Here is a 20,204-nt window from a genome sequence, read left to right as displayed (position 1 = left end):
TCGTCGAGGATCGCGGCGCCCGCCTCATCCGTGCTCCTTCAGCAGCCTGGCCTTCTGGCGCTGCCAGTCGCGTTTGGCGGTCGCCTCGCGCTTGTCGGCGGTCTTCTTGCCCTTGGCAATCCCGACCTTCAGCTTGGCGATGCCCTTGTGGTTGAAGTAGAGCACCAGCGGCACGATCGTGTAGCCCTCGCGCGCGGTCGCGTTCCAGAGCTTCGACAGCTCCTTCTTCGAGACCAGCAGCTTGCGGCGGCGCTTCTCCTCGTGGCCGAAGGTCTTCGCCTGGGCATAGGGCGCCACGTAGCTGTTGACGAGCCAGAGTTCGCCGTCCGAGACCTCGGCATAGCTCTCGGCGACGTTGGCGCCGCCTTCGCGCAGCGACTTCACCTCGGACCCTTCCAGCACGATCCCGCATTCGAGATCGTCCTCGATCGCGTAGTCGAAGCGCGCGCGCCGGTTCTCGGCGATCACCTTGTAGTTCTTGTTCTCGTCTTTCTTTGCCATCGCCGCCAGATAAGCCCCGGCGGCCGGACTGTCTAGGACGCCCCGAGCGACGGCCCGAAGAGCCAGAGCCCGACCTGCCCCAGCACTGCCGCGCCGCAGACCGCCATGCCCAGCACCGGCCAGCCGATCCAGACATCCGGCACGCCCTCGGGCTGGCCCTGCCGCTTCAGCCGCCAGAGCGCCGCGTTGACGGCGGCGAAGACGACGAGGATGGCGAGGCTGGTGCCCTGCGCCAGCGTGCCCAGCGGCACGAACATCGCCAGCGCCAGCACCACCGCACCCGAGGCGAGCGTCGCCATCAGCGGCGTATCGGTGGCGTCGTTGACGCGGGCGAAGATGGCGGGCGCGCGATTGCCGTCTCGCGCGAGCTCCAGCAGCAGCCGCGCGGCGGCGATGATCTGGGTCAGGCCGCCGTTCACGATCACGAAGAGCGACGCGATGGCGAAGGGCAGGCCGGGCCAGCCGTGGCGCTCCACCGCCCGGACCAGCGGGGCCTCGGCCTCGGCCAACGCCTCGGTGTCGCCCGAACCGGTCACGGCCATCGCGATGACGACATAGGACACCAGCACGACCCCCAGCACGATCATCATCGCGCGCGGCAGGGTCTTGCGGACGTCCTTCACCTCCTCGGCGGTCTGCGCGACGTCGCCGAAGCCGATGAAGGAATAGACCGACAGGAAGGCCGCCGCGAAGAGCCCGGCGCCGAGGCCGCCGGTGCCGTCACCGGTGCCCTCGCCACCGAAGGCGCCGAGCATCGCGCCGGGCGAGGCCATCAGCCCCTCGCGGTTGATCCAGACGATCAGGACCAGCGTGCCGAGGCCCACGATCGTCGTCGTGGTCATGAACCAGGCGGACTGCTTCATCCCGATCGCGGCGATGGCGACCAGCAGCGCGACCAGCCCCACCGTCGCGATCCAGCCCGGCAGGTCGACGAAGGCGCCGAGATAGCTGACGAAGCCGGTCGTGATCGTGGCCCCCGACACGATGTTCGCCGCGACGAGGACCCAGCCGACCGTCGTGGCGAAAAGGCCGCGGCCGAAGGACTGCTCCATGTATTCGACGGCGCCCCCGGCCGAAGGGATGCGGGCGCCGATCTCGCTGAAGGTCATGGCGGAGGTAACGGCCACCGTCGCGCCGATCACATAGGCCAGCGGGGAGAGCACCCCCGCCTTGGCGATCACTTCCCCGATGACGACGAAGATGCCCGCCCCGAGGATCGTGCCGATTCCGTAGAAGATCAGGCCGGTCAGGCCCATGGACCGCTCGAGGCCCTGGTCGCTCGTCGTCTCTGCCATCGCGGGAAGAACGGATCGGCGCGGCCGGGGTTCCCCCGCGGGCCCTCAGGCGGTTGCGTTCCGCACCGGGGTCAGCCGATGCGAGACGAGGATGGTGACGATGGCGAGGATCGCGCCCGCGCCGCCCGCGACGCCCAGCGCCGAGAGTCCCGCCTCCGAGACGACGGCCCCGCCGATGGCCGCCCCGATGGCGGCGCCGCCATAGATGCAGGCCGCGTTGAGCGACAGCGCCACCGGCGCCTGCGCCCCGGCCAGCGCGACGAGGCGCGTCTGCTGGCCTGCCATGAAGGCATAGCCCGCCGCGTTCCAGCCGAAGAACAACGCCACCGCCCAGGGGAGCGGCAGCGGCAGCAGCGACAGGAGCGGCATGACCGCGACCTGCAGGCAGGAGAGCATGAGCAGCGTGCGGAACGGGCCGAGCCGGTCCGACAGCGCTCCGCCCAGCAGGTTGCCCGCCACCGCGCCCAGGCCGCAGACCGCCAGCGCCGCCGTCACCCCGTTGCGGTCGAGCCCCATCCGAGTCTCCAGCAGGGGCGCGAGATAGGTGAAGGGCACGTAGATCGCCCCGAGGAAGATCGCGGTGAAGGAGATGGCCAGCATCAGCCGCCCGTTGGCCAGCACCGAGCCGAGATCGCCCAGCGTCACCCTCTGGAAGGCGAGCCCGGCCGGCACGATCCGCCAGATCGCGACCGTGGCCAGCAGGCAGAGCGCCGCCACCACCCAGAAGGCCGCGCGCCAGCCGAAGGTATAGGCGATCCAGCTGCCCGCGGGCACGCCCAGCACCTGCGCGACCGTCAGCCCCATGAAGACGAAGGCCAGCACCCTGCCCCGCGCCTCGGGCGCGGCCAGGGCGGCGGCCACCGCCGCGGCCACCGGCGTCGTCAGCCCCGCCCCCGCCGCGGCGACGACCCGCGCGGCGAGCAGCGCCTCGAGCGACGGCGCCAGCGCCGAGCCGAGCGCGCCGAGCCCGAACAGCGCCATCCCCGCCGCGACCACGCGGCGGCGGCCGAAGCCTCCGGTCAGCGAGACCAGCAGCGGCGACAGGACAGCATAGGCCAAAGCGTAGGCCGTCATCACCCAGCCCGCCTGCGCGGCCGGGAGCGCGAGGTCGCGCGCCAGCGGCCCGAGCATCCCGATGACGAGGAACGCCCCCATCCCGATGACGAAGTTCGCGCCCGAGAGGACCGGGATCAGCCCCCTCGGCAGCCCGCCCATGTCAGTTCAGCAGCCCCGCATGGCGCATCGCCTCGGCAATGCGCGCCCTGGTGCCCTCGGTCGCCGGGGTGAGCGGCAGGCGCACGTCGGGGGCAGCGCGGCCCAGCAGCGACAGCGCATATTTGGCGCCGACAACACCCGGCTCGGCGAAGATCGCCTGGTGCAGCGGCATCAGCCGGTCCTGCACCGAAAGCGCGGTCGCATAGTCGTTCGCGGCGCAGGCGTCGTGCATCTCGCGCAACAGGCGCGGCGCGACGTTGCAGGTGACCGAGATGCAGCCGACGCCGCCCTGGGCGTTGAAGCCGTGGGCCGTCGCGTCCTCGCCCGAGAGCTGCGCGAAATCGGGCCCGCAGGTGAGGCGCTGCGCGCTGACCCGGGCCAGGTCGCCGGTCGCGTCCTTGACGCCGACGATCGCGGGCAGCTTCGCCAGCTCACCCATCGTGGCAGGGCTCATGTCGACGACGGAGCGGCCGGGGATGTTGTAGATCACGATCGGCAGTCCGATCTCGGCCAGGGCCGAGAAATGCGCGATGAGCCCCGCCTGGGTGGGCTTGTTGTAATAGGGCGTGACCACGAGCGCGGCGTCGGCGCCCGCCTGCTTGGCGTGCTCGACGAGGCGGCGCGCCTCGGCGGTGTTGTTCGATCCCGCCCCCGCGATCACCGTCGCGCGGCCGGCGGCGCGGGCCACCACCCGGGCGACCACGGCATCGTGTTCGTCATGGGTCAGGGTCGGGCTCTCTCCGGTGGTGCCGACGGGAACAAGCCCTTGCGTGCCCTCGTTGATCTGCCAATCTACCAAGGCGTCGAGCGCGTCGAAGTCCACGGCCCCTTGCTTGAAGGGCGTCACCAGGGCAACCATGGAGCCTTTGAACATCGGTGCGACCTCCTACCTGGAGCGTGGAATTCGACGGACACCTAGCCGCAGCTTTCCGGCGCGGCAAGACGATGACGTGAGACATCAAGACCGTATCGCCGACCTGACCGACAGGGAGCCGTTTCAATGCTGAAAGCCATCCTCGCCGCCTGCGCCGTCCTCGCCGCCTCGGCCCCGTCGCTTCGGGCCGATCCGGACCTGACCGCCGGGCTGGCGCAGATCCGCGCCGGAGACTGGGCCGCCGCGCGCGCCGCCATGGCCCGGATCGAAGACCGCGCCGTCGCCGACGTCGTGCTGTGGCACCTGCTGCGCAACCGGCAGGGCGATTTCGACGAGGCGGTGGCCTTCCTCGACCGCAATCCCGACTGGCCGGGCGAGGACCTGCTGCTGTCGCGCGTGGAGGCCGAGCTGCCTGCGACAACGCCGCCCGCCGAGATCATCGCCCATTTCGAGGAATACCCGCCCTCCACCTCGCGCGGGGCGCTGATGTTCGCCATCGCGCTGCGCGCGGAGGGGCGGGCCGACCGGGCCGAGGCGCTGGTCATCGACTGGTGGCTGACCGAGCCGATGCCGGCCTCAAGCCAAGCGGGGTTCCTCGAGCTCTTCGGCGAGGTGCTGGAGCCCTACCACGCCGCCCGGCTCGACGCGCTGGCCTGGCAGGGCGACGTCGAGTCGGCCGAGCGGATGCTGCCGCTCGTCCCCGCAGGGCCCGAGGCGACGCTGGCCCGCGCCCGGATCGCGCTGCGCGAGGACCGGCCCGGGGTGGACGCGCTGATCGAGGCGGTGCCCGAGGAGTGGCGCGCGCATCAGGGCCTCGCCTATGAGCGCTTCCGCTGGCGGCTCGACCGGGGCCGGCGCGAGGACGCGCTGGACCTGCTTTTCGCCTATGACGAGAGCGCGAACACGCTGGGCGCCCCCTCGGCCTGGGCCCCGCATCGCGAGACGCTCGCGCGCGGGCTCAAGCAGGACGGGCAGCCCGAGGCGGGCTACCGCGTCGCGGCGAACCATCACATGCCGGAGGGGTCCGAGGACATCGCCTCGCTGGAATGGCTGGCGGGCTACATCGCGCTGCGCTTCCTCGACCGGCCCGAGGACGCGGTTGCGCATTTCCGCCGGTTCGAGGCGAACGTCCTGTCCCCGATCTCGAAAGGGCGCGGTTTCTACTGGCTGGGCCAGGCGCTGGAAGCGACGGGCGACACCGAAGGCGCGATGGACGCCTGGAGGGACGGCGCGCGCTACCAGACCAGCTTCTACGGCCAGCTCGCCGCCGAGCGGGCGGGGCTTCCGGCCGATCCCCTGCTGACTGGCGAGGAGGTCTTTCCGCCCCTGCCCGCCACCGGGATGGCCGGCAGCAGCGTGCTGCGTGCGGCCATGGCGCTGGACGATATCGGCGAGGGCGACCTCGCGGAGCGTTTCTTCGCGCACATGGCCGAAAGCCTGCCCCGCGCCGAGATCGGCAGCCTGATCGACGAGATCCTTGACCGTGGAGAGCCGCATATCGCGCTGATCACCGCAAAGCGCGCCGCGCAGCGCGGGTTCGAGCTGCATCGCGGCTATTTCCCGGTGACGGAGCTGGCGGCGCTCGACACGCCCGTCGCGCCGGAGCTGACCCTGTCGATCGCCCGTCGCGAGTCGGAATTCGATCCGGTCGTCGTCTCCGGTGCGGGGGCGCGGGGTCTGATGCAGCTGATGCCCGGTACCGCCCGCGAGATGGCGGGGGACCTGGGCCTGCCCTACAGCGCGACGCGGCTGACCTCGGACCCGCTCTACAACGCGGCGCTCGGCACGACGTACATCCAGGAGCTGGAGGCAGAGTTCGGCCCTTCGGCCATCCTCGTCCCTGTGGCCTACAATGCGGGCCCGTCGCGGGCACGGCAATGGACGGACCGGTTCGGCGATCCCTCTGACCCCTCGGTCGACGTGGTCGACTGGATCGAGAACGTCCCCTTCTCGGAGACCCGCAACTACATCATGCGCGTCTCGGAGAGCCTGCTGCCCTACCGCGCCCGTCTGACCGGCGAAGCCGGAGAGGTGCGGCTGACCGACTGGCTGCGCGACGGCTATGACAGTTTGCGGGCCGAGGGGGGATAGGGCCCCACGCCGAAGGTCGTGACTGGCGACGGTCGGGCGACGCGGCATCGGCAACCCCGATGCGGTATCGCGCGGCGCTTCGGCCCGAGCGCGGTCGGAAGGGATCACCCTAGCCCAGCAACGGGGCGACCGTCGGCCAGAGCGACGCGACCAGCAGCCCCGCCATCGTCCAGTTGAACGCCCGGAGCCGCGCGGGCGAGGTCAGCCAGCGCCGCATCTGCACCCCGAGCAGCAGCCAGACTCCGATGGACGGCAGGTTCACCACGGTGAACACCGCCGCGACCGGCACCACCGCCAAAGGCCCGCCCGCCGTGTAGAGCGTCACCGCCGTCAGCGCCATCGTCCAGGCCTTCGGATTGACCCACTGGAAGGCCGCGGCCTCGGCGAAGGTCAGCGGACGCCCGTCGGCCTTGGCCCGCTCGGGCGGGGGCGCGCTCGCGATACGCCAGGCGAGCCACAAGAGATAGGCGACCGAGACCGCGGCAAGCGCCGGCCTGGCCCAGGGGAAGGTCTCGAACACCTGCCCGAGGCCGAGGCCCACGAGCACGATCATCGCCCCGAACCCGACCGAGATGCCAAGAACATGCGGGACCGACCGCGCCGCGCCGAAATTTGCCCCGGAGGCGAGGATCATGAGATTGTTCGGCCCCGGCGTGATCGAGGAGGCGAAGGCGAAGGCCACGAGGCCGAGGAGTAGATCGGAGGTCATGGCGCAGGATGTGCCCCGGAACCGGCGGCAGGTGCTTGCTTCCGGCGCGCGCCGAGGCCAGATTACGCACGTCATGGCCGAAAATGACCCGTTCGACGACAGGATCTTGCGTATACTCGCGCGCGAGGGGCGGATCACCAACCAGGCGCTGGCCCAGCGGGTCGGGCTGTCGCCCTCGGCCACGCTGCGGCGGGTGCAGGCGATGGAACGGTCGGGGCTGATCCGCGGCTACCGGGCGGTGATCGACCCCGACAAGGCCGGCATCGGCTTCACCGCCTTCATCGCTGTCGGGCTCAACGAGCACAGCAAGGCCAGCCAGCAGGCCTTCGAGCGCGCCGTCGCCCGCGCGCCCGAGGTGCGGGAGTGTCACAACGTCACCGGCGCCGTCGAATACCTGCTGCGCGTCGAGGCCCGCGACCTCGCCGCCTACAAGCATTTCCACACCGAGATCCTCGGCGTGCTGCCGCAGGTCGCGTCGCTCACGACCTATGTCGTCATGGGATCGCCCAAGGACGAGCGCGCCTGACGGGGGCGCAGACGCCGCCCCGGCGCCGCACCCGAAGGGGCAGGCCTTGGCGGCCCGGGGGATCGCCCGGCCCGGGCCCCGTCAGAGCAGGACCACGAGGCCGATCACGACGACGAGCACGCCGAGGACGATCCAGAGGATCGTGCGGGTCGGCCGGCCGGAGTCGGCGGAGGTCGCGGGGGTCGCCACGCCCGGGGACCGGCTGGCCGGCGGCAGCTCGCGCGGGGCGGAGTCGGCCTCGGCCGGGGCGAAGCTGCCGATATGGGTCAGCTCCGGCCGGGGCTGAAGCTCGGACAGCCCCTCGACCGCGCGCGGCGCGAGCACCGCCACGTCGCCCGAGAGGCCGTCGAGCCGCGCGGCCTCGGCCGACAGCCTCTCGGGCGGGATGTCGTGGGCCTGGGCGAGGTAGTCGCGCAGCCTCATCGGCGCGATGTCGGCGGTCGAGAAGACTTCGGCATAGGTGGTGTCGATGGCGGCGCCGAAGGCCTCCTGCAGGGGGGTGGCGTCGACCGGCGTCTCGTCGAGCCGCGAAAGATAGGTCTGGTGGGCGAGCTTCACGTTGCCGTCGCTGACGGAGAAGACGTGGACGCGCGGGTCGCGCGGGGCGAGGGTCAGGGTCATGGAAAGCACCTCCGGACTGGTTCGGCTTGGGACAAAGCTAGGGCGCCCGAGACGGAAGTTGACCCTTCCCCGCGTGGCGACGGGTCGAGGGCCCGGTCGGCAGGGGCCAGCGGAACACAAGCTCGGGACGGTCCGTCCCGTGCAGCCTGCCGGTCTGCGGCGGGGCGGGTTGCGCGATCCGGTGGAGGTCATGCCGACGAATCGCTCGGGCGCCGCGATGGGTGACGAAGCCTTCGAGGGCTCCGCGGGCTCGGGCGACCGCAGGCATGGGACACCGGGTCCATTGGCGGGACGGTCGCGGCGCGCGGCGGCTCGATGAAGCCTCTTGCGTCCGCCGCGCTCTCGCGGCTTGCTGTGCCTGGAAGGAGCGCGCGCATGTCTCACACCCCCGGCATCGGCCACAATTCCGGCAAGGACCTGCAGGGCTATACCGGCCGCCTGCATCAATGGCGGCGCGCGCGCCGGGCGTTGCTGGGGCCGATCCTGCCGGTCGAGGTCGTGCGGATGCGGGTGCGGCGGGCCGCCGCCTTGGGGCTCGACTACGGGACCTATGCCAGCGTGCGGGCGGGCACGGGGCGGGACATCGCGGCGCTGCTGTTCTCGTCCAATGCGCTGCGCATGATCCGCAGCGCCGAGATCGAGGCCGTCCGCGCGGCCAAGCTGGCCGGGGCGCGGGCCGAGCGCGCGGCGCTGGTCCATCGCCCGCTGCCGGTCGCGGCGCCGGCGCCTCTGGACTGGGCCGGGCGCGCGCCCTCCTTCGCGGACAGCCCGGCGGCGCTGCGGGCGCGGCTGCAGGAGATGCTGAAGGCGCACCGCCTGCCCGCGGACGCCGTGCTGATGATCGGCGACACGGCCTTCGAGGCGAGCTGGTGCCCGGCGGTGCGGGCGGCGGGCTACCTGACGGCCGAAGGGTATTTCGGCGAGGCGGGGTGAGGCTGCGGCCGTCGGTCGGCCGCTCTTTCAGGCCGTAGCCCCCGCGAAGCGGCACCGCCGGGCCCTCAGATCAGCGCCGTCGACAGCCAGGGAAAGCGGCTGAGCAGCACCAGCACCACCGCGACCGCCAGCAGGAACGGCCAGAGCGAGCGCAGGATGCGGCCCGGGCTCACCCCGCTCATCGAGGAGGTGATGTAGAGGCCGACGCCGACCGGCGGGGTCAGCAGCCCCAGCACGAGGTTGAGGCAGATCACCACCCCGAACTGGAACGGGCTGATGTCGTAATTGCCCGTCGCGATCGGCAGCAGGATCGGGGTGACGAGGATGACGGCGGCGATCCCGTCGATCAGCATCCCGACGCAGAGCAGGACGAGGTTCACGATCAGCAGGAACAGGAACGGGTCGTCGGTGATCGTCACCATCAGCGCGGCCAGCTTCTGCGGCAGGGCTTCGTAGATGATGACCCAGCCGAAGACGCTGGCCGCCGCGATCATGAAGACGATCATCGAGGCGTTGACCGCGGTGCGCACGAACATCGCCCAGAGCGCCGAAGGTTTCAGCTCCCGGTAGACAAGCCAGCCGACGAGGAAGGCGATGGTCGAGGCGACGGCCGCCGACTCGGTCGGCGTGGCGATGCCGAGGAGGATACCGCCGATGATCGCGACCGGGATCGTCAGCGCGGGCAGGCAGGCGGCGAGCGCGCGCAGCGCCTCGCCCCGCGCATACCACGACCCGGCGGGGAAGCCGCGGACCAGACCGATGCAGAAGATCACCGCCGCGAAGCTGGCCGAAAGCAGCAGGCCCGGCAGGATGCCGGCGAGGAACATGTCGCCGATGGGCACCTGCGCCAGCACGCCGAATATCACGAACAGCATCGAGGGCGGGATGACCGGCGCCAGCAGCCCCCCGGCGGCCGTCGTGGCAGCGGCAAAGCCGGTGTCGTAGCCCTCCCGCTCCATCTCGGGGGTCATGGCGCGGGCCATGACCGCGATCTGCGCCGTGGCCGAGCCGATAATGGCGGCCATGAACATGTTGGCCAGCAGGTTGATATAGGCCAGCCCGCCCCGAAACCCGCCGACGAAGACGCGGGCCGCGTTGATCAGGCGGCGGGTCATGCCGCCCTCGTTCATCATCTCGCCCGTCAGCATGAAGAGCGGGATCGCGAGCAACCCGTAATTCTCCAGCCCCGAGAACATCTTCTGCGCGAAGCTGTCGTAGAGGACGAGGTTGTCGCTTTCCCAGACATACCAGATGGCGGTCAGCGCCAGGACCAGCGCGACCGGGACGCCGATCAGCAGCTTGAAGGCGAAGACGAAGGGGGTCATGCGGCGGACCCGGTCGGGCGGCTCTCGTGCGGGGTCAGCAGGTTGGCGAAGCCGTGGAGCGTGGCGCCGCCGGCGAAGAGCCACATGACGCTCCAGACCCAGGCCTTGGGGATCCCCAGCGTCGTCGTCGGTTCCGCGTAGATGAAGTTGAAGGTCGCGCCCTGGAAGGCCATCACGTCGAAGCCCGCCCGCGCCAGCTCCAGCGGGGCATACCAGCGCCAGCAGAACCACAGCATGAACAGCGCGAAGACCAGCACGAGGACATCGACGATGCGCGCCGCTACGCGCCGGGCGGGCGCGGGCAGCGGGTCGGTCAGGACCGTGATCGCGACCGAGTTGCCGAAATGCAGCGCGGCCGAGGCGCCGAGGAAGGTCATCCAGGCCATCGCGTAGATCGCCAGCTCGTCCACCCAGTAGAGCGCGGCCCCCATCGACCGCGTCACCACGTTGAGCAGGATGAGCCCGGTCACCGAGACGGCCAGCACGGCGGCGGCGGCGATCTCCAGCCGGGCCCAGCCGGCCGAAAGACGCATCAGCATGGGGCTCTCCTCCGGGGGCCGGGGCGCTGGACCGCCCCCCGGGGCCGGGATCACTCGGCCGTCGCGGCGGCGACGTCGCGCAGCATGTCCAGCGCGCCGGACTTCTCGGACCAGATCGCGTTCCACTGCGCGACGGCATCGCCGAAGAAGTCGGCATCGACCCGGGTATAGGTCGTCTCGGTCGCGGCGATCTGGTCGAGCCAGTCCTGCTCGAGCGCGACATAGGAGTCGATGGTGCTGTCGACGTGCTTGGCCACCAGCTCGGCGATGAGCGCCTTGTCCTCGTCGGAGAGGCCGGCCCAGACGCGGCCGGACACGAGGCCGACCATCGGGAACATCATGTGGTCGGACTGCACGACGGTATCGGCATGCTCGTAATATTTCAGCAGCCAGATCAGCTCCGCGTCCATGTCGATGGCGTCGACCTGCCCGTTGGCCAGCGCATCGTAGACGTCGGGCAGCGGCATCGGTGTCGGCGCGGCGCCGAGCGCGTTGTAGAAGTCGAGGATCGGCGCGAAGGGCGTGATCCGCAGCTTGAGGCCCGCGAGGTCCTCGGCGCTGGCCACGTCGCCCCGGCTGACGATCTGGCGCAGGCCTGCCATGCCGTAGCCCAGGCCCACCACGCCCACGGTCGCGGGAAGCTGGTCCATCATCCCCTTGGCCTCGTCCGAGCGCAGGATGCGGGCCGCGTGCTCGATGTCGTTGGCGAGGAAGGGTGCGTAGAAGGCGCCGAAGTCGGGGGCGCGGTTCGAGACCTCGGCCACGGTCATGAAGGCCATGTCCAGCGCGCCGGTCTGAAGCTGCTGCAGCATCTCGGCCTCGTTGCCGAGCTGCTGGGCGGGGAAGACGGTGACGGAATGTTCGCCGCCCGAGCGTTCGGCAAGCTCCGCCCCGAAGGCCTCGGCCGCGCGGGTCCAGACATGGGGCGGCGGCGTGATGAGGCCCAGGCGGAACTCCTCGGCCATGGCGGGCATGGCCATCGCCAGCCCGATGGCGCTGCCGAGCAGCGTCTTCGTGATCGTCTTCATGCGTCGTCTCCCCGTTTGTTCCCGGCGGCTCGTCCGGCCGCCTACAGCGTCACCCAGCCCTCGGGCGGCTTTCCCTTGCCGGGATGCACCGCGCCGCAATTCGGGCAGGTCCGGGCTTCCATGTCGGCATGGAAGGCCTCGTAGATCTTCGGCAATTGACTGACGATTCCCTCGGCCCCGTCAAGGGCCACGTCGGCGCGATGCACCAGCCCCTCGCACTCGAAGCAGTACCACTCGAACCCCTCCTGCATGCCGGGCTGGCGCGGCGCCTCGACGACGATGCCGATCGACCCCTCCTGCGGGCGCTGCGGCGCGTGGCGGACATGCGGGGGCAGCAGGAAGACCTCGCCCTCGCGAACGGGCACGTCGTAGATCTTCCCGCCGTCGGCGATCTTCAGGACCATGTCGCCCTTCTGCTGGAAGAACCATTCCTCGACCGGGTCGTCGTGGAAATCCATCCGGGTGTTCGGCCCGCCGACGACCATGACGATCATGTCGCCCTCCTTGTGGAGAAGCTGGTTGCCGACCGGCGGCTTCAGCTTGTCGGCGTTGTCGGCGACCCATTGGCGGAAGTTGAACGGCTTCAGCGTCGGATGGGCGTGCATCGGCACCTCCTTCGGGTTCGCGGCAGGGTAGCGGATATTCGGTGCAGCGAAAGGCGGGTTTCGAGCGAAAGCGCTATCCGAAATCCCGATAGCGCGGTCAGAGCCGCAGCCCGCAGCCCTCGAAGGCGGCGCGCGTCGCGTCCTTCTCGGCCTCGGTCAGGTTCAGCATCGGGTGGCGCACCGGGCCGCCGACCTGGCCCAGCAGCTCCTGCCAGTACTTGCCATGGGCGGTTGGCTTGCCGCCGGGCTTCGTGTCGCGGATGGCGGCGCGGACCGGCTCCAGGCTGTCGCGGACGCGGCGGGCCTCGGCGAAGCGTCCGGCGAAGGCCAGTTCGGTATATTCGTTCATCCGCTGGTCGTTCGCCGTCTGAAGCTGGTAGGGCGGCGAGGAGCAGAGATAGAGCTGCCAGCCCAACTCCTCGATATTGTCGAGCCAGTCCTCCTCGCGCGAGGTCGAGACGAGGATGCGGTCGCCTGCCAGCCGGGTCAGGCGGGCATACATCTCGCGCGGGACGGAATACTTGATCGCCATGATGTTGGGCAGGTCGGCGATGCGGGCGCAGGTCTCCGGCTCCATCAGGTAGCCCGCGTCCGGATGGCTCCACATCGCGATGCCGATGTCGAGCCGGTCGCAGAGGTATCTGTAGTAGTTGTAGAGAACCTCGTCGCGGTCGTGGCAGAAGCTGAGCATCGGCGCGTGGACGACGACGTAGTCGGCGCCGATGGCCTCGGCGTGGCGGCCGAGCTCCAGCACCGTGTCGACGTTCTGGTCCGAGATCGACAGGATCGTCCCCGCCCTGCCCGCGCATTCCTCGACCGCGATGGACATGCAGCGCTTCCGCTCGTCCAGCGACATCGCCCAGAACTCGCCCTGCTTGCCCGCGACGAACAGGCCCGCGATGCCGAGGTCGCGGATCCAGTGGCGGATGTTGGCGCGGAAGCCCGCGTCGTCGATCGAGAGGTCGGGCGCGAAGGGCGTTAGCGCGGCGGCCCAGATGCCGCGCATGGTCTCGCGGGCATGGGCCTTGGCCTCGTGCTTGGCGTAGTCCATCGGGGACCTCCTTTCGCGGGCATATGGCGGGCGCGACGCGCGCGCGGCCAGCGCTTGGACAGGATGCGGCTATCCGAATATGCTATAGCCGACGCGCTTGCCACGGGGGAGAACGCATGACCATCGGCATCATCGGCGAGGGCGCCATCGGCAGCTACGTCCGCGCGCATCTGAGCGGCGTGAGCGTGGCACTGGTGCGGCCCGCGCGGGCGGGGCCGGGGCGCGTGACCTCCGCCGAGGCGCTGCCCGGGGAGGTGACGCTGATGCTGGACTGCGCGGGCCATGCCGCGCTGGCCGAGCATGGGCCAACGATCCTGGCGCGCGGCATCGACCTCGTGACGGTCTCGCTGGGGGCGCTGGCCGACGACGCGCTGCACGACCGGCTGCGCGAGGCCGCCCGGCGCGGCGGGGCAAGGCTGCACCTCGCCAGCGGGGCGATCGGCGCGCTCGACTGCCTTGCCGCAGCCCGGGTCGGCGGGCTGGAGCGCGTGACCTACACCGGCCGCAAGCCGCCCGCCGGGTGGCGCGGGTCCCCGGCGGAGGACGCGCTGGATCTCGACAGGCTCGACGCCCCCGCGACGCATTTCGAAGGGACCGCCCGCGCCGCCGCGCTGGCCTATCCGAAGAACGCCAATGTCGCCGCCGCCGTGGCGCTGGCGGGCGCGGGGTTCGACGCGACGCAGGTCCGGCTGATCGCCGATCCGGAGGCGCCGGGCAACGTCCACGAGATCGCCGCCGAGGGCGCCTTCGGCCGCTTCGACTTCCGCATCGAGGGCCGCGCCCTGCCCGACAACCCGCGCAGCGCCGCGCTCGCGGCGATGAGCGTCGTTGCCACCGTCCTGCGCCAGCGCGCGCCGGTGGCGATCGGATGATCCCGCGCCATGCCCGCATCCTCGACCGCGCGCTGACGCGGCTGAAGCTGCGGCAGTTGCGCCTGCTGGTTGCGGTCGGGCGCGAGGGCAGCATCCAGGCCGCGGCGAAGGGGCTGGGCATCTCTCAGCCCGCGGCGACCAAGATGATCCAGGACCTGGAGCTCGACTTCGAGGTCCGGCTCTTCGACCGGACCAATCGCGGCGTGGTCCCCACCGCCTTCGGCGCCAGCCTGATCCGTCATGCCACGCTGATCTTCGCGCAACTGTCCAACGCCGCGCAGGAGTTGGACGACCTGAGCGAGGGCAACAGCGGGCGCGTCACCGTCGGCACCCTGCTGGCGGCCTCCCCCGCGCTGCTGCCCGCCGCCATCGACCGGCTGCGGGCCGAGCGGCCCAAGGTGGCGGTGAAGATCGTCGAGGGGACGAACGAGGTGCTGATGCCGCGCCTTCTGGCGGGCGAGATCGACATGATCGTGGGCCGCCTGCCCCGGGAGCGGCATCGCGCGCAGATCGTGCAGGAGACCTTCTTCGAGACCCGCGTCCTGGCCGTCACCGGACCGACCCATCCGCTGGCCGGTGCGGCGGAGGTCACCTATCCGCAACTCGCCCGCCATGGCTGGATCCTGCCCCCCTCCGAGACGACGCTGCGCCGGCAGGCGGACCAGTTCCTCGCCCGCCAGCCGCAGGCGCCGCCATTGATCGCGGTCGAGTCGGTCTCGTATCTCGCCAACCGCGCCCTGCTGCGCAGCAACGATTTCATCGGGTTGATGCCCGCACCTGTCGCGGCGCTGGACATCGCGCATGGCCTGCTGGTCGCGATCGACTGGACGGCGCCTTTCGGCGCGGGTCCGGTTGGTGTCTCCCATCGCGGCCAGGAGGGCCTGTCCCCCGCCGGAACGGCTTTTCTGGACGCTCTGCGGGCGGCGTCGGACGGGCTGGCTATCGGCCAATCGGATAGCGACATGCGCTGAATGGCCTTGAGCCGGGGGCCACCCGGCGCGACCCCTCGGAAGACCGTCGCCGAGGACATGATGCCCACCTATCCCGACCTGCAGCTCTATATCGGCGGCGTGTGGCGGCGGACTTCGGACACGCTGCCGGTCGTGGACCCGGCGACAGAGGCCGAGATCGGGCGCCTGCCGCATGCCCGCCTTTCCGATCTCGACGACGCGCTGGAGGCAGCCGAGGCGGGCTTCCGCGTCTGGCGCCGCACATCACCGCGCGACCGCGCCGGCGTGATCCTGCAGGCCGCCGCGCTGATGCGGGAGCGGCAGGAGGAGATCGCGCAGGCGATCACCGCAGAACACGGCAAGCCGCTGGCGCAGGCCCGGCTGGAGGTGATCCGGGGCTGCGAGTTCTTCGAGTGGGACGCCGGCGAGGCCGTGCGGACCTATGGCCGCGTCATCCCCGCGGCGCCGGGCGTGCGCTATGTCGTGCATCACCAGCCGATCGGCGTGACGCTGGGCCTGTCGCCCTGGAACTTCCCGATGTCCCAGCCCGCGCGCAAGGTCGCCGGGGCGCTGGCCTCGGGCTGCTCGATCATCCTCAAGGCCGCCGAGGAGACGCCGGCGGGCGCGCTGCACATCGTGCGGGCCTTCCACGACGCGGGGCTGCCGCCCGGCGTGCTGAACCTCGTCTTCGGCAATCCGGCGGAGATCTCGGACCACCTGATCCGGCAGGACCCGGTGCGGCTGGTGGCCTTCACCGGCTCGACGAAGGTCGGGCGGGAACTGGCCTCGCTGGCGGCGCAGCACGACACCCGCGCGCTGATGGAGCTGGGCGGCCATGCGCCGGTCATCGTCTGCGAGGACACCGATGTCGACCGCGCGGCGGTCAGCGGCGCGGTGCGCAAGTATCGGAACGCCGGGCAGGTCTGCACCTCTCCGACGCGGTTCTTCGTCCACGAGAGCATCTTCGCGCGCTTCCTCGACGCCTTCGCCGCGCGCGCTGCGGCGGTAACGGTCGGCGACGGGCGGAAGCCGGACGTCGAGATGGGGCCGCTGGCCAACCACCGGCGCCTGCCCGCGCTGCGCGACCTGATCGAGGACGCGCGCGCGAAGGGCGCGGAGGTCATCACTGGAGGAGAGCGGATCGGCAATCAAGGCTATTTCCTGCAACCCACCGTGCTCGCCAACGTGCCCGACGGGGCGCGCGTCATGCAGGAAGAACCGTTCGGACCGCTGGCCGTCGTCAATCCCGTCGCCTCGCTGGACGAGGCGATTGCGCGTGCCAATTCCGTACCTTACGGGCTCGCTGCCTACGGGTTCACCAACCGCGCCGATCATGTCGACCGGATGACGGACGAGGTCGAGGCGGGGAACCTGTCCATCAATACGCTGGAAGCCTCGCTGCCCGAGACGCCCTTCGGCGGCGTCAAGGCGAGCGGGACCGGGCGCGAGGGCGGGACCGAGGGGCTGGGGAACTACATGATCGTCAAGACGGTTTCGCACGCGATGGAGATCGTCTGAGGCGCCTTGCGAAGCCGCGAAGCGCCACAAGTATCGGTTGGTTCACGAGTGTTAGGTAAATGTGGCGACGGGGGCGCGCGTTCGCGCGTGCCCCCCGAGCGCCCCGAGCACCCAGTCAGCGACGCCAGAGATGGGCCTGGGTGGCGAGCGCGCCCTGGGCTTTGGAGAGCATCCGGTTGGCCGGGCCGGGGCGCGGATGCGGCCCGTGGGCGAGGCGGTGGACGGCGATCTCGGGCGGGCAGGCCTGGCCGAGGATCGGGTCGAAATACCTTGGATAGTCAATGAGAACCGCGTGGACCAGCGCGTCGAGCGAGGGGCGCGCGGCGCGGCGGCGGGCGGGGACTTGGCCGCGGTCGTCGGTGAGGCCCCAGCCCGCGTAGAAAGGCGCGCCGAGCGTGGTGACGGGCGTGCCGCGGAGCAGCGCCTCGAAGCCCAGGAGCGAAGTCAGGGTCCAGACGCCCGAGGCCGCCTCGATCAGCGGAACCGGGGGCGCATCGGTGGCGACGAGGTCGGCGTCGAGGGCGTCGATGGCGCCCTCCCGCAGTCCCGCCTCGACATCCGGATGGGGCTTGTAGACCAGGATCGCGTCCGGGTTAGCGGCGCGGGCGGCTTTCAGGAGTCCCGCGTTGTCCGTGACTTGCGTCGTCCCCAGCCGGATCGACGCGTCGTCGGCGACCTGCCCCGGGACCAGCAGGAAGGGGCGGTCAGGAAGGTCGGGGGCGGGGCGGTCGAGATTGTATTTCGTGAGGCCCAGCGCGGTGATCGCGGCCCGCAGGGCGCGGGCGCGGGCGAGCGCTTCGGGCGGGAGCGCGGCGGCGCGGAGGATCGCGTCCTCCAGGTCCGAGCGGCGGGTCGGGTCGTAGTAGAGGCCCTGCCCGTCGAGGACGAGGGAGAGAGGCGGCACTAGCTCTGCCCCCAGCCCGCGGGAGCGGAGGAAGCCGTCTTCGAGGCGGGTGATTTCATGGGTGACGCGCGGGTGATCCGCGTCGGATATGCGTCCGACGTCGGAAATACCCCATTCGAGCCGCCTGCACCCCGCCGTCTCCCGGAAGGTCAGGTTGCCTGACAGGAACCGGCGCAACGGCGCGCGCTTCCACAGGCGCAGGCCGGGGGCGCACCAGCCCGCGCGGTCCTCGCGCCAGGCGCGGGCGCGGGCTTCAAGGACGCGGACGACGTCGACGGGCTCGCAGAGCCGATCGCGATGGGGGTCGTACCAGCGCGGGTAGAGGACCGCCGCCGCGGCGAAGAGCTGGGTTCGCGTAAGTTTGCGCTGACGTCTCGGCGTCGGGTTGCGCGGCTCGTCGAGGCCCCAGCCGGACCAGGCGGGGCGGCCGAAGGTCTGGGGGCGATGGCCGTGGAGGATCGCCTCCAGCCCGAGCCCGGAGCTGACCGTGTAGACCGCCGTCGCGCCGGCCAGCAGCGTCGCGGGCGGCAGGGGCCGGTCCTCGAGCGTGGCGCCATGGGTGGCGTCGGCCTCGGAATAGTGGCCGGGGCGCAGGCCGCGCTGGGCTTCCGGGTGGGTCTTGATGAGGATGGGGCTGGCCGGATGCTCTTCCCGCGCGAGCATCAGCATCTCGCGGAAGGTGGTTTCGGTCGCGCCGGAATGGCGGATCGAGGCGTCGCCCCGGGTCTGGTCGACGACCAGCACGTAGCCCGGCGCGGGGGGGGCGAGATCGGCGCGGGTCGCGGCGTATTTGGTCACGCCGGAGCGGCGCCATTCCTCCATCGCCGCGCGGGTGCGCGCGAGCAGGTCGCCGTCGTCGAACGGGTGGGTGGCGAGCAGGGTCTCAAGGTCGCTGGGGCGGCTGGCGTCGTAATGCGCCGTCCGCTCGTCGATCAGCAGGCCCAGCGGCGGCTCGCCGGTGCGGCCGGGGTGGAGGGAGCGGAGCCACGGGTCCTCCAGCCGCAGGATCGGCGCGCCGGTCCGGGCCGAGACCGCGGAGGCGCGGCGCGCGGAGGGACCGTCCATCCCCCAGGCGGCGAGGTGGTCGCCGGGGCGCGGCCAGCCGGGCTTCAGGTCCCAGCCCGCCAGCCACGCGATCCGGCGGATGCGGGTCGAGAGCAGGCCGAGCGACAGGACCCGCGCGGTGCGCGGGGCCGTCATCCCGAGGCGGCCCGCGCGCGGCCCTCGGGCGCGCGCGTCACCGCTTGCCGGGGCCCGCGACCGTGCTCGTCGCCAGCGCCGCGACGGCCAGCGCCGCCAGCAGCACGATCATCGCGCCGCGCAGGAGGGCCGGGCCGTCCTCGGGCGGGATCAGCGCCCAGACAAGGCCGGTGGCGAGCGCGGCCTGGATCAGGCCACGGGCGGGGCCGATGCGGTCCTGCAGGGTCATCAGTTCACCCCCAGCGTGTTGGCGGTCGAGGCGATCGGCGTGAGCGAGCCGAAGATCGCGGCGACCGAGCGGTTCCACCGGACGATGGGCGCCTCGGTCACGTAGACCGTATCGCCCGCGCGGATCAGGAAGTCGCGGGCCTGGAACATGCCGTTCGGCTCCGTCAGGTCGAGCACGTAGACCACGCGTTGCGTCCCGATCAGGTCGTCGCGGCCGAGCACGGCCTCGGCGATCTCTTCGGGTTCGTTGCGGAAGATGAAGACGCCGGTCGGGTTGGCGAGCTGGGGTTGCAGGCCGCCGACCTGGGCCAGCGCCTCGATGGCGGTGACGATGTCGGTCTCGAACTCCAGCCGCTGCTGCGTGCCGGTGGCGCCGAGCACGGTGAAGGCGCGGCTGTCCTCCTCGATGAAGATGCGGTCGCCGTCGCGCAGCGCGATGTCGAGCTTCGGGTTGCGGTAGAGGTCTTCCAGCAGGACGGTCTCGGTGTGGTGCCCACGGGATACGGTGACGCGGGCGACCTCGGTCGGGATCGCCACGCCGCCCGCCGCCGCGATCATGGCGGTCAGGGTGCGCGTCGGACGCTCGATCGGGTAGACGCCCTGGGCCGTGGCGCCGCCGACGACTGAGACCGTCGCCCCGTCGCCCGCGATCCGGCGGACGAGGACCTGCGGGTCGGGGGTCTGCTGGTCCAGCCGCCGCGTGATGATGTCGCGCAGCGCCTCGGGCGTGTTGCCCGCCGCGCGGATGCGGCCCGCATAGGGGATGAAGATGAAGCCCGCGCTGTCGACCTGGACCTCGTCGATGAGCGAGGCCGAGGCGCCCGCGTTGGTCAGAAGCCCGTCCTCGACGTTCTCGTAGACGATCAGTCCCAGCGTGTCGCCGGGACGGATCGTGTCGGCGCCAAGCAGCCCGGCATTGAGGAAGGCGTGGCTGAAGCCCAGGGCCGGGACGACGGCGGTGGCCCGCGTCACCCGGTCATTGACCGAGACGATGAAGGCGTCGCCCTCGCGCAGGACCGATCCGGCGAAGATCTCGGACTTGGTCGGCCCCGGGCGCGGCACGACACCGCAGCTGGCGATGGTGGTCAGGGCCAGGCACAGGGCCACGGCCCGCGCCCCCCGGCTTTTGTGCATGATCACGTGACTGCCCTTTCGTTCTGCCTCTGGTGCCTCTTCGCGGGGGTTGGCCCCCGTCTGGCGGGGGGTGTCCCCCGCCGGG

20 protein-coding genes are annotated in these 20,204 nt (G+C 71.3%); 6 read left to right on the top strand and 14 right to left on the bottom strand.

The features are described from left to right. Positions 1–24: 24 nt before the first annotated feature. From smpB to dapA, 4 genes are read right to left on the bottom strand one after another with little or no spacing between them, the layout of a single operon-like run. A complete protein-coding gene (gene smpB / locus DR046_RS06525; protein WP_115381157.1) occupies positions 25–501 on the bottom strand; it encodes an SsrA-binding protein SmpB in 477 nt (158 codons plus the stop codon). Between the two features lie 32 nt (positions 502–533). After that, entirely contained in the window at positions 534–1,796 is a 1,263-nt protein-coding gene (locus tag DR046_RS06520) for an APC family permease (RefSeq protein ID WP_115381155.1), read from the bottom strand. A gap of 45 nt (positions 1,797–1,841) precedes the next feature. Next, positions 1,842–3,011: an MFS transporter gene (locus DR046_RS06515; RefSeq protein WP_115381153.1), complete on the bottom strand. Its 1,170-nt coding sequence runs from the start codon at positions 3,009–3,011 to the stop codon at positions 1,842–1,844. Between the two features lies 1 nt (position 3,012). Next, on the bottom strand, positions 3,013–3,885 hold the full coding sequence (dapA, locus tag DR046_RS06510) for a 4-hydroxy-tetrahydrodipicolinate synthase (RefSeq protein ID WP_115381151.1): 873 nt from the start codon (positions 3,883–3,885) through the stop codon (positions 3,013–3,015). Between the two features lie 126 nt (positions 3,886–4,011). On the opposite strand from dapA, the gene DR046_RS06505 reads away from it, so the two are divergent. Beyond that, a complete protein-coding gene (locus tag DR046_RS06505; RefSeq protein ID WP_115381149.1) occupies positions 4,012–5,976 on the top strand; it encodes a lytic transglycosylase domain-containing protein in 1,965 nt (654 codons plus the stop codon). A gap of 109 nt (positions 5,977–6,085) precedes the next feature. Here the strand turns inward: DR046_RS06505 and DR046_RS06500 are convergent, their stop codons facing one another. Then, positions 6,086–6,685 carry a LysE family translocator gene (locus DR046_RS06500; RefSeq protein WP_115381147.1) on the bottom strand — a complete coding sequence of 200 codons (600 nt, stop codon included), beginning with the start codon at positions 6,683–6,685 and terminating at the stop codon, positions 6,086–6,088. Between the two features lie 73 nt (positions 6,686–6,758). Between DR046_RS06500 and DR046_RS06495 the strand changes: the two genes are divergently transcribed. Beyond that, entirely contained in the window at positions 6,759–7,211 is a 453-nt protein-coding gene (locus DR046_RS06495; RefSeq protein WP_115381356.1) for an Lrp/AsnC family transcriptional regulator, read from the top strand. A gap of 81 nt (positions 7,212–7,292) precedes the next feature. Here the strand turns inward: DR046_RS06495 and DR046_RS06490 are convergent, their stop codons facing one another. Beyond that, positions 7,293–7,832: a hypothetical protein gene (locus DR046_RS06490; protein WP_115381145.1), complete on the bottom strand. Its 540-nt coding sequence runs from the start codon at positions 7,830–7,832 to the stop codon at positions 7,293–7,295. Positions 7,833–8,207: 375 nt separating this feature from the next. On the opposite strand from DR046_RS06490, the gene DR046_RS06485 reads away from it, so the two are divergent. Beyond that, on the top strand, positions 8,208–8,765 hold the full coding sequence (locus DR046_RS06485) for a hypothetical protein (protein WP_115381143.1): 558 nt from the start codon (positions 8,208–8,210) through the stop codon (positions 8,763–8,765). A gap of 65 nt (positions 8,766–8,830) precedes the next feature. On the opposite strand, the gene DR046_RS06480 is transcribed toward DR046_RS06485, so the two are convergent. The 5 genes from DR046_RS06480 to DR046_RS06460 form a co-directional block, all read right to left on the bottom strand. Continuing rightward, a complete protein-coding gene (locus DR046_RS06480; protein WP_115381141.1) occupies positions 8,831–10,090 on the bottom strand; it encodes a TRAP transporter large permease in 1,260 nt (419 codons plus the stop codon). Further along, positions 10,087–10,629: a TRAP transporter small permease gene (locus DR046_RS06475; RefSeq protein WP_115381139.1), complete on the bottom strand. Its 543-nt coding sequence runs from the start codon at positions 10,627–10,629 to the stop codon at positions 10,087–10,089. The genes DR046_RS06480 and DR046_RS06475 overlap by 4 nt, the downstream gene beginning before the upstream one ends. A 50-nt stretch (positions 10,630–10,679) precedes the next feature. Continuing rightward, positions 10,680–11,657, bottom strand: a complete 978-nt coding sequence (locus DR046_RS06470; RefSeq protein WP_115381137.1) for a TRAP transporter substrate-binding protein — start codon at positions 11,655–11,657, stop codon at positions 10,680–10,682. A 41-nt stretch (positions 11,658–11,698) separates the two neighbouring features. Further along, the gene (locus tag DR046_RS06465; protein WP_115381135.1) at positions 11,699–12,262 is read right to left on the bottom strand and encodes a 3-hydroxyanthranilate 3,4-dioxygenase; all 564 of its coding nucleotides are present in this window, start codon (positions 12,260–12,262) and stop codon (positions 11,699–11,701) included. Positions 12,263–12,359: 97 nt separating this feature from the next. Beyond that, on the bottom strand, positions 12,360–13,313 hold the full coding sequence (locus DR046_RS06460; protein WP_115381133.1) for a dihydrodipicolinate synthase family protein: 954 nt from the start codon (positions 13,311–13,313) through the stop codon (positions 12,360–12,362). A 116-nt stretch (positions 13,314–13,429) separates the two neighbouring features. Between DR046_RS06460 and DR046_RS06455 the strand changes: the two genes are divergently transcribed. The 3 genes from DR046_RS06455 to DR046_RS06445 are packed head-to-tail and all read left to right on the top strand — an operon-like array spanning position 13,430 to position 16,653. Continuing rightward, entirely contained in the window at positions 13,430–14,185 is a 756-nt protein-coding gene (locus tag DR046_RS06455; RefSeq protein WP_115381131.1) for an aspartate dehydrogenase, read from the top strand. Beyond that, a complete protein-coding gene (locus DR046_RS06450) occupies positions 14,182–15,156 on the top strand; it encodes a LysR substrate-binding domain-containing protein (RefSeq protein WP_115381129.1) in 975 nt (324 codons plus the stop codon). The genes DR046_RS06455 and DR046_RS06450 overlap by 4 nt, the downstream gene beginning before the upstream one ends. A 60-nt stretch (positions 15,157–15,216) precedes the next feature. Continuing rightward, positions 15,217–16,653 (top strand): NAD-dependent succinate-semialdehyde dehydrogenase, encoded by a 1,437-nt coding sequence (locus tag DR046_RS06445; protein WP_115381354.1) that lies wholly within the window; start codon positions 15,217–15,219, stop codon positions 16,651–16,653. A 115-nt stretch (positions 16,654–16,768) separates the two neighbouring features. Here DR046_RS06445 and DR046_RS06440 read toward each other — a convergent pair whose 3' ends face one another. From DR046_RS06440 to DR046_RS06430, 3 genes are read right to left on the bottom strand one after another with little or no spacing between them, the layout of a single operon-like run. Further along, a complete protein-coding gene (locus DR046_RS06440; protein WP_115381127.1) occupies positions 16,769–18,757 on the bottom strand; it encodes a capsule polysaccharide biogenesis protein in 1,989 nt (662 codons plus the stop codon). A gap of 37 nt (positions 18,758–18,794) precedes the next feature. Then, positions 18,795–18,986, bottom strand: a complete 192-nt coding sequence (locus tag DR046_RS06435) for a hypothetical protein (RefSeq protein WP_115381125.1) — start codon at positions 18,984–18,986, stop codon at positions 18,795–18,797. Next, positions 18,986–20,119 (bottom strand): polysaccharide biosynthesis/export family protein, encoded by a 1,134-nt coding sequence (locus DR046_RS06430; RefSeq protein ID WP_115381352.1) that lies wholly within the window; start codon positions 20,117–20,119, stop codon positions 18,986–18,988. The genes DR046_RS06435 and DR046_RS06430 overlap by 1 nt, the downstream gene beginning before the upstream one ends. Positions 20,120–20,204 lie beyond the last annotated feature (85 nt).

Origin of the sequence: Jannaschia formosa (assembly GCF_003340555.1) — a bacterium.
In the GTDB taxonomy this organism is placed as follows: Bacteria; Pseudomonadota; Alphaproteobacteria; order Rhodobacterales; family Rhodobacteraceae; genus Jannaschia; species Jannaschia formosa.
This window is presented reverse-complemented; position numbering and strand designations above follow the sequence as displayed.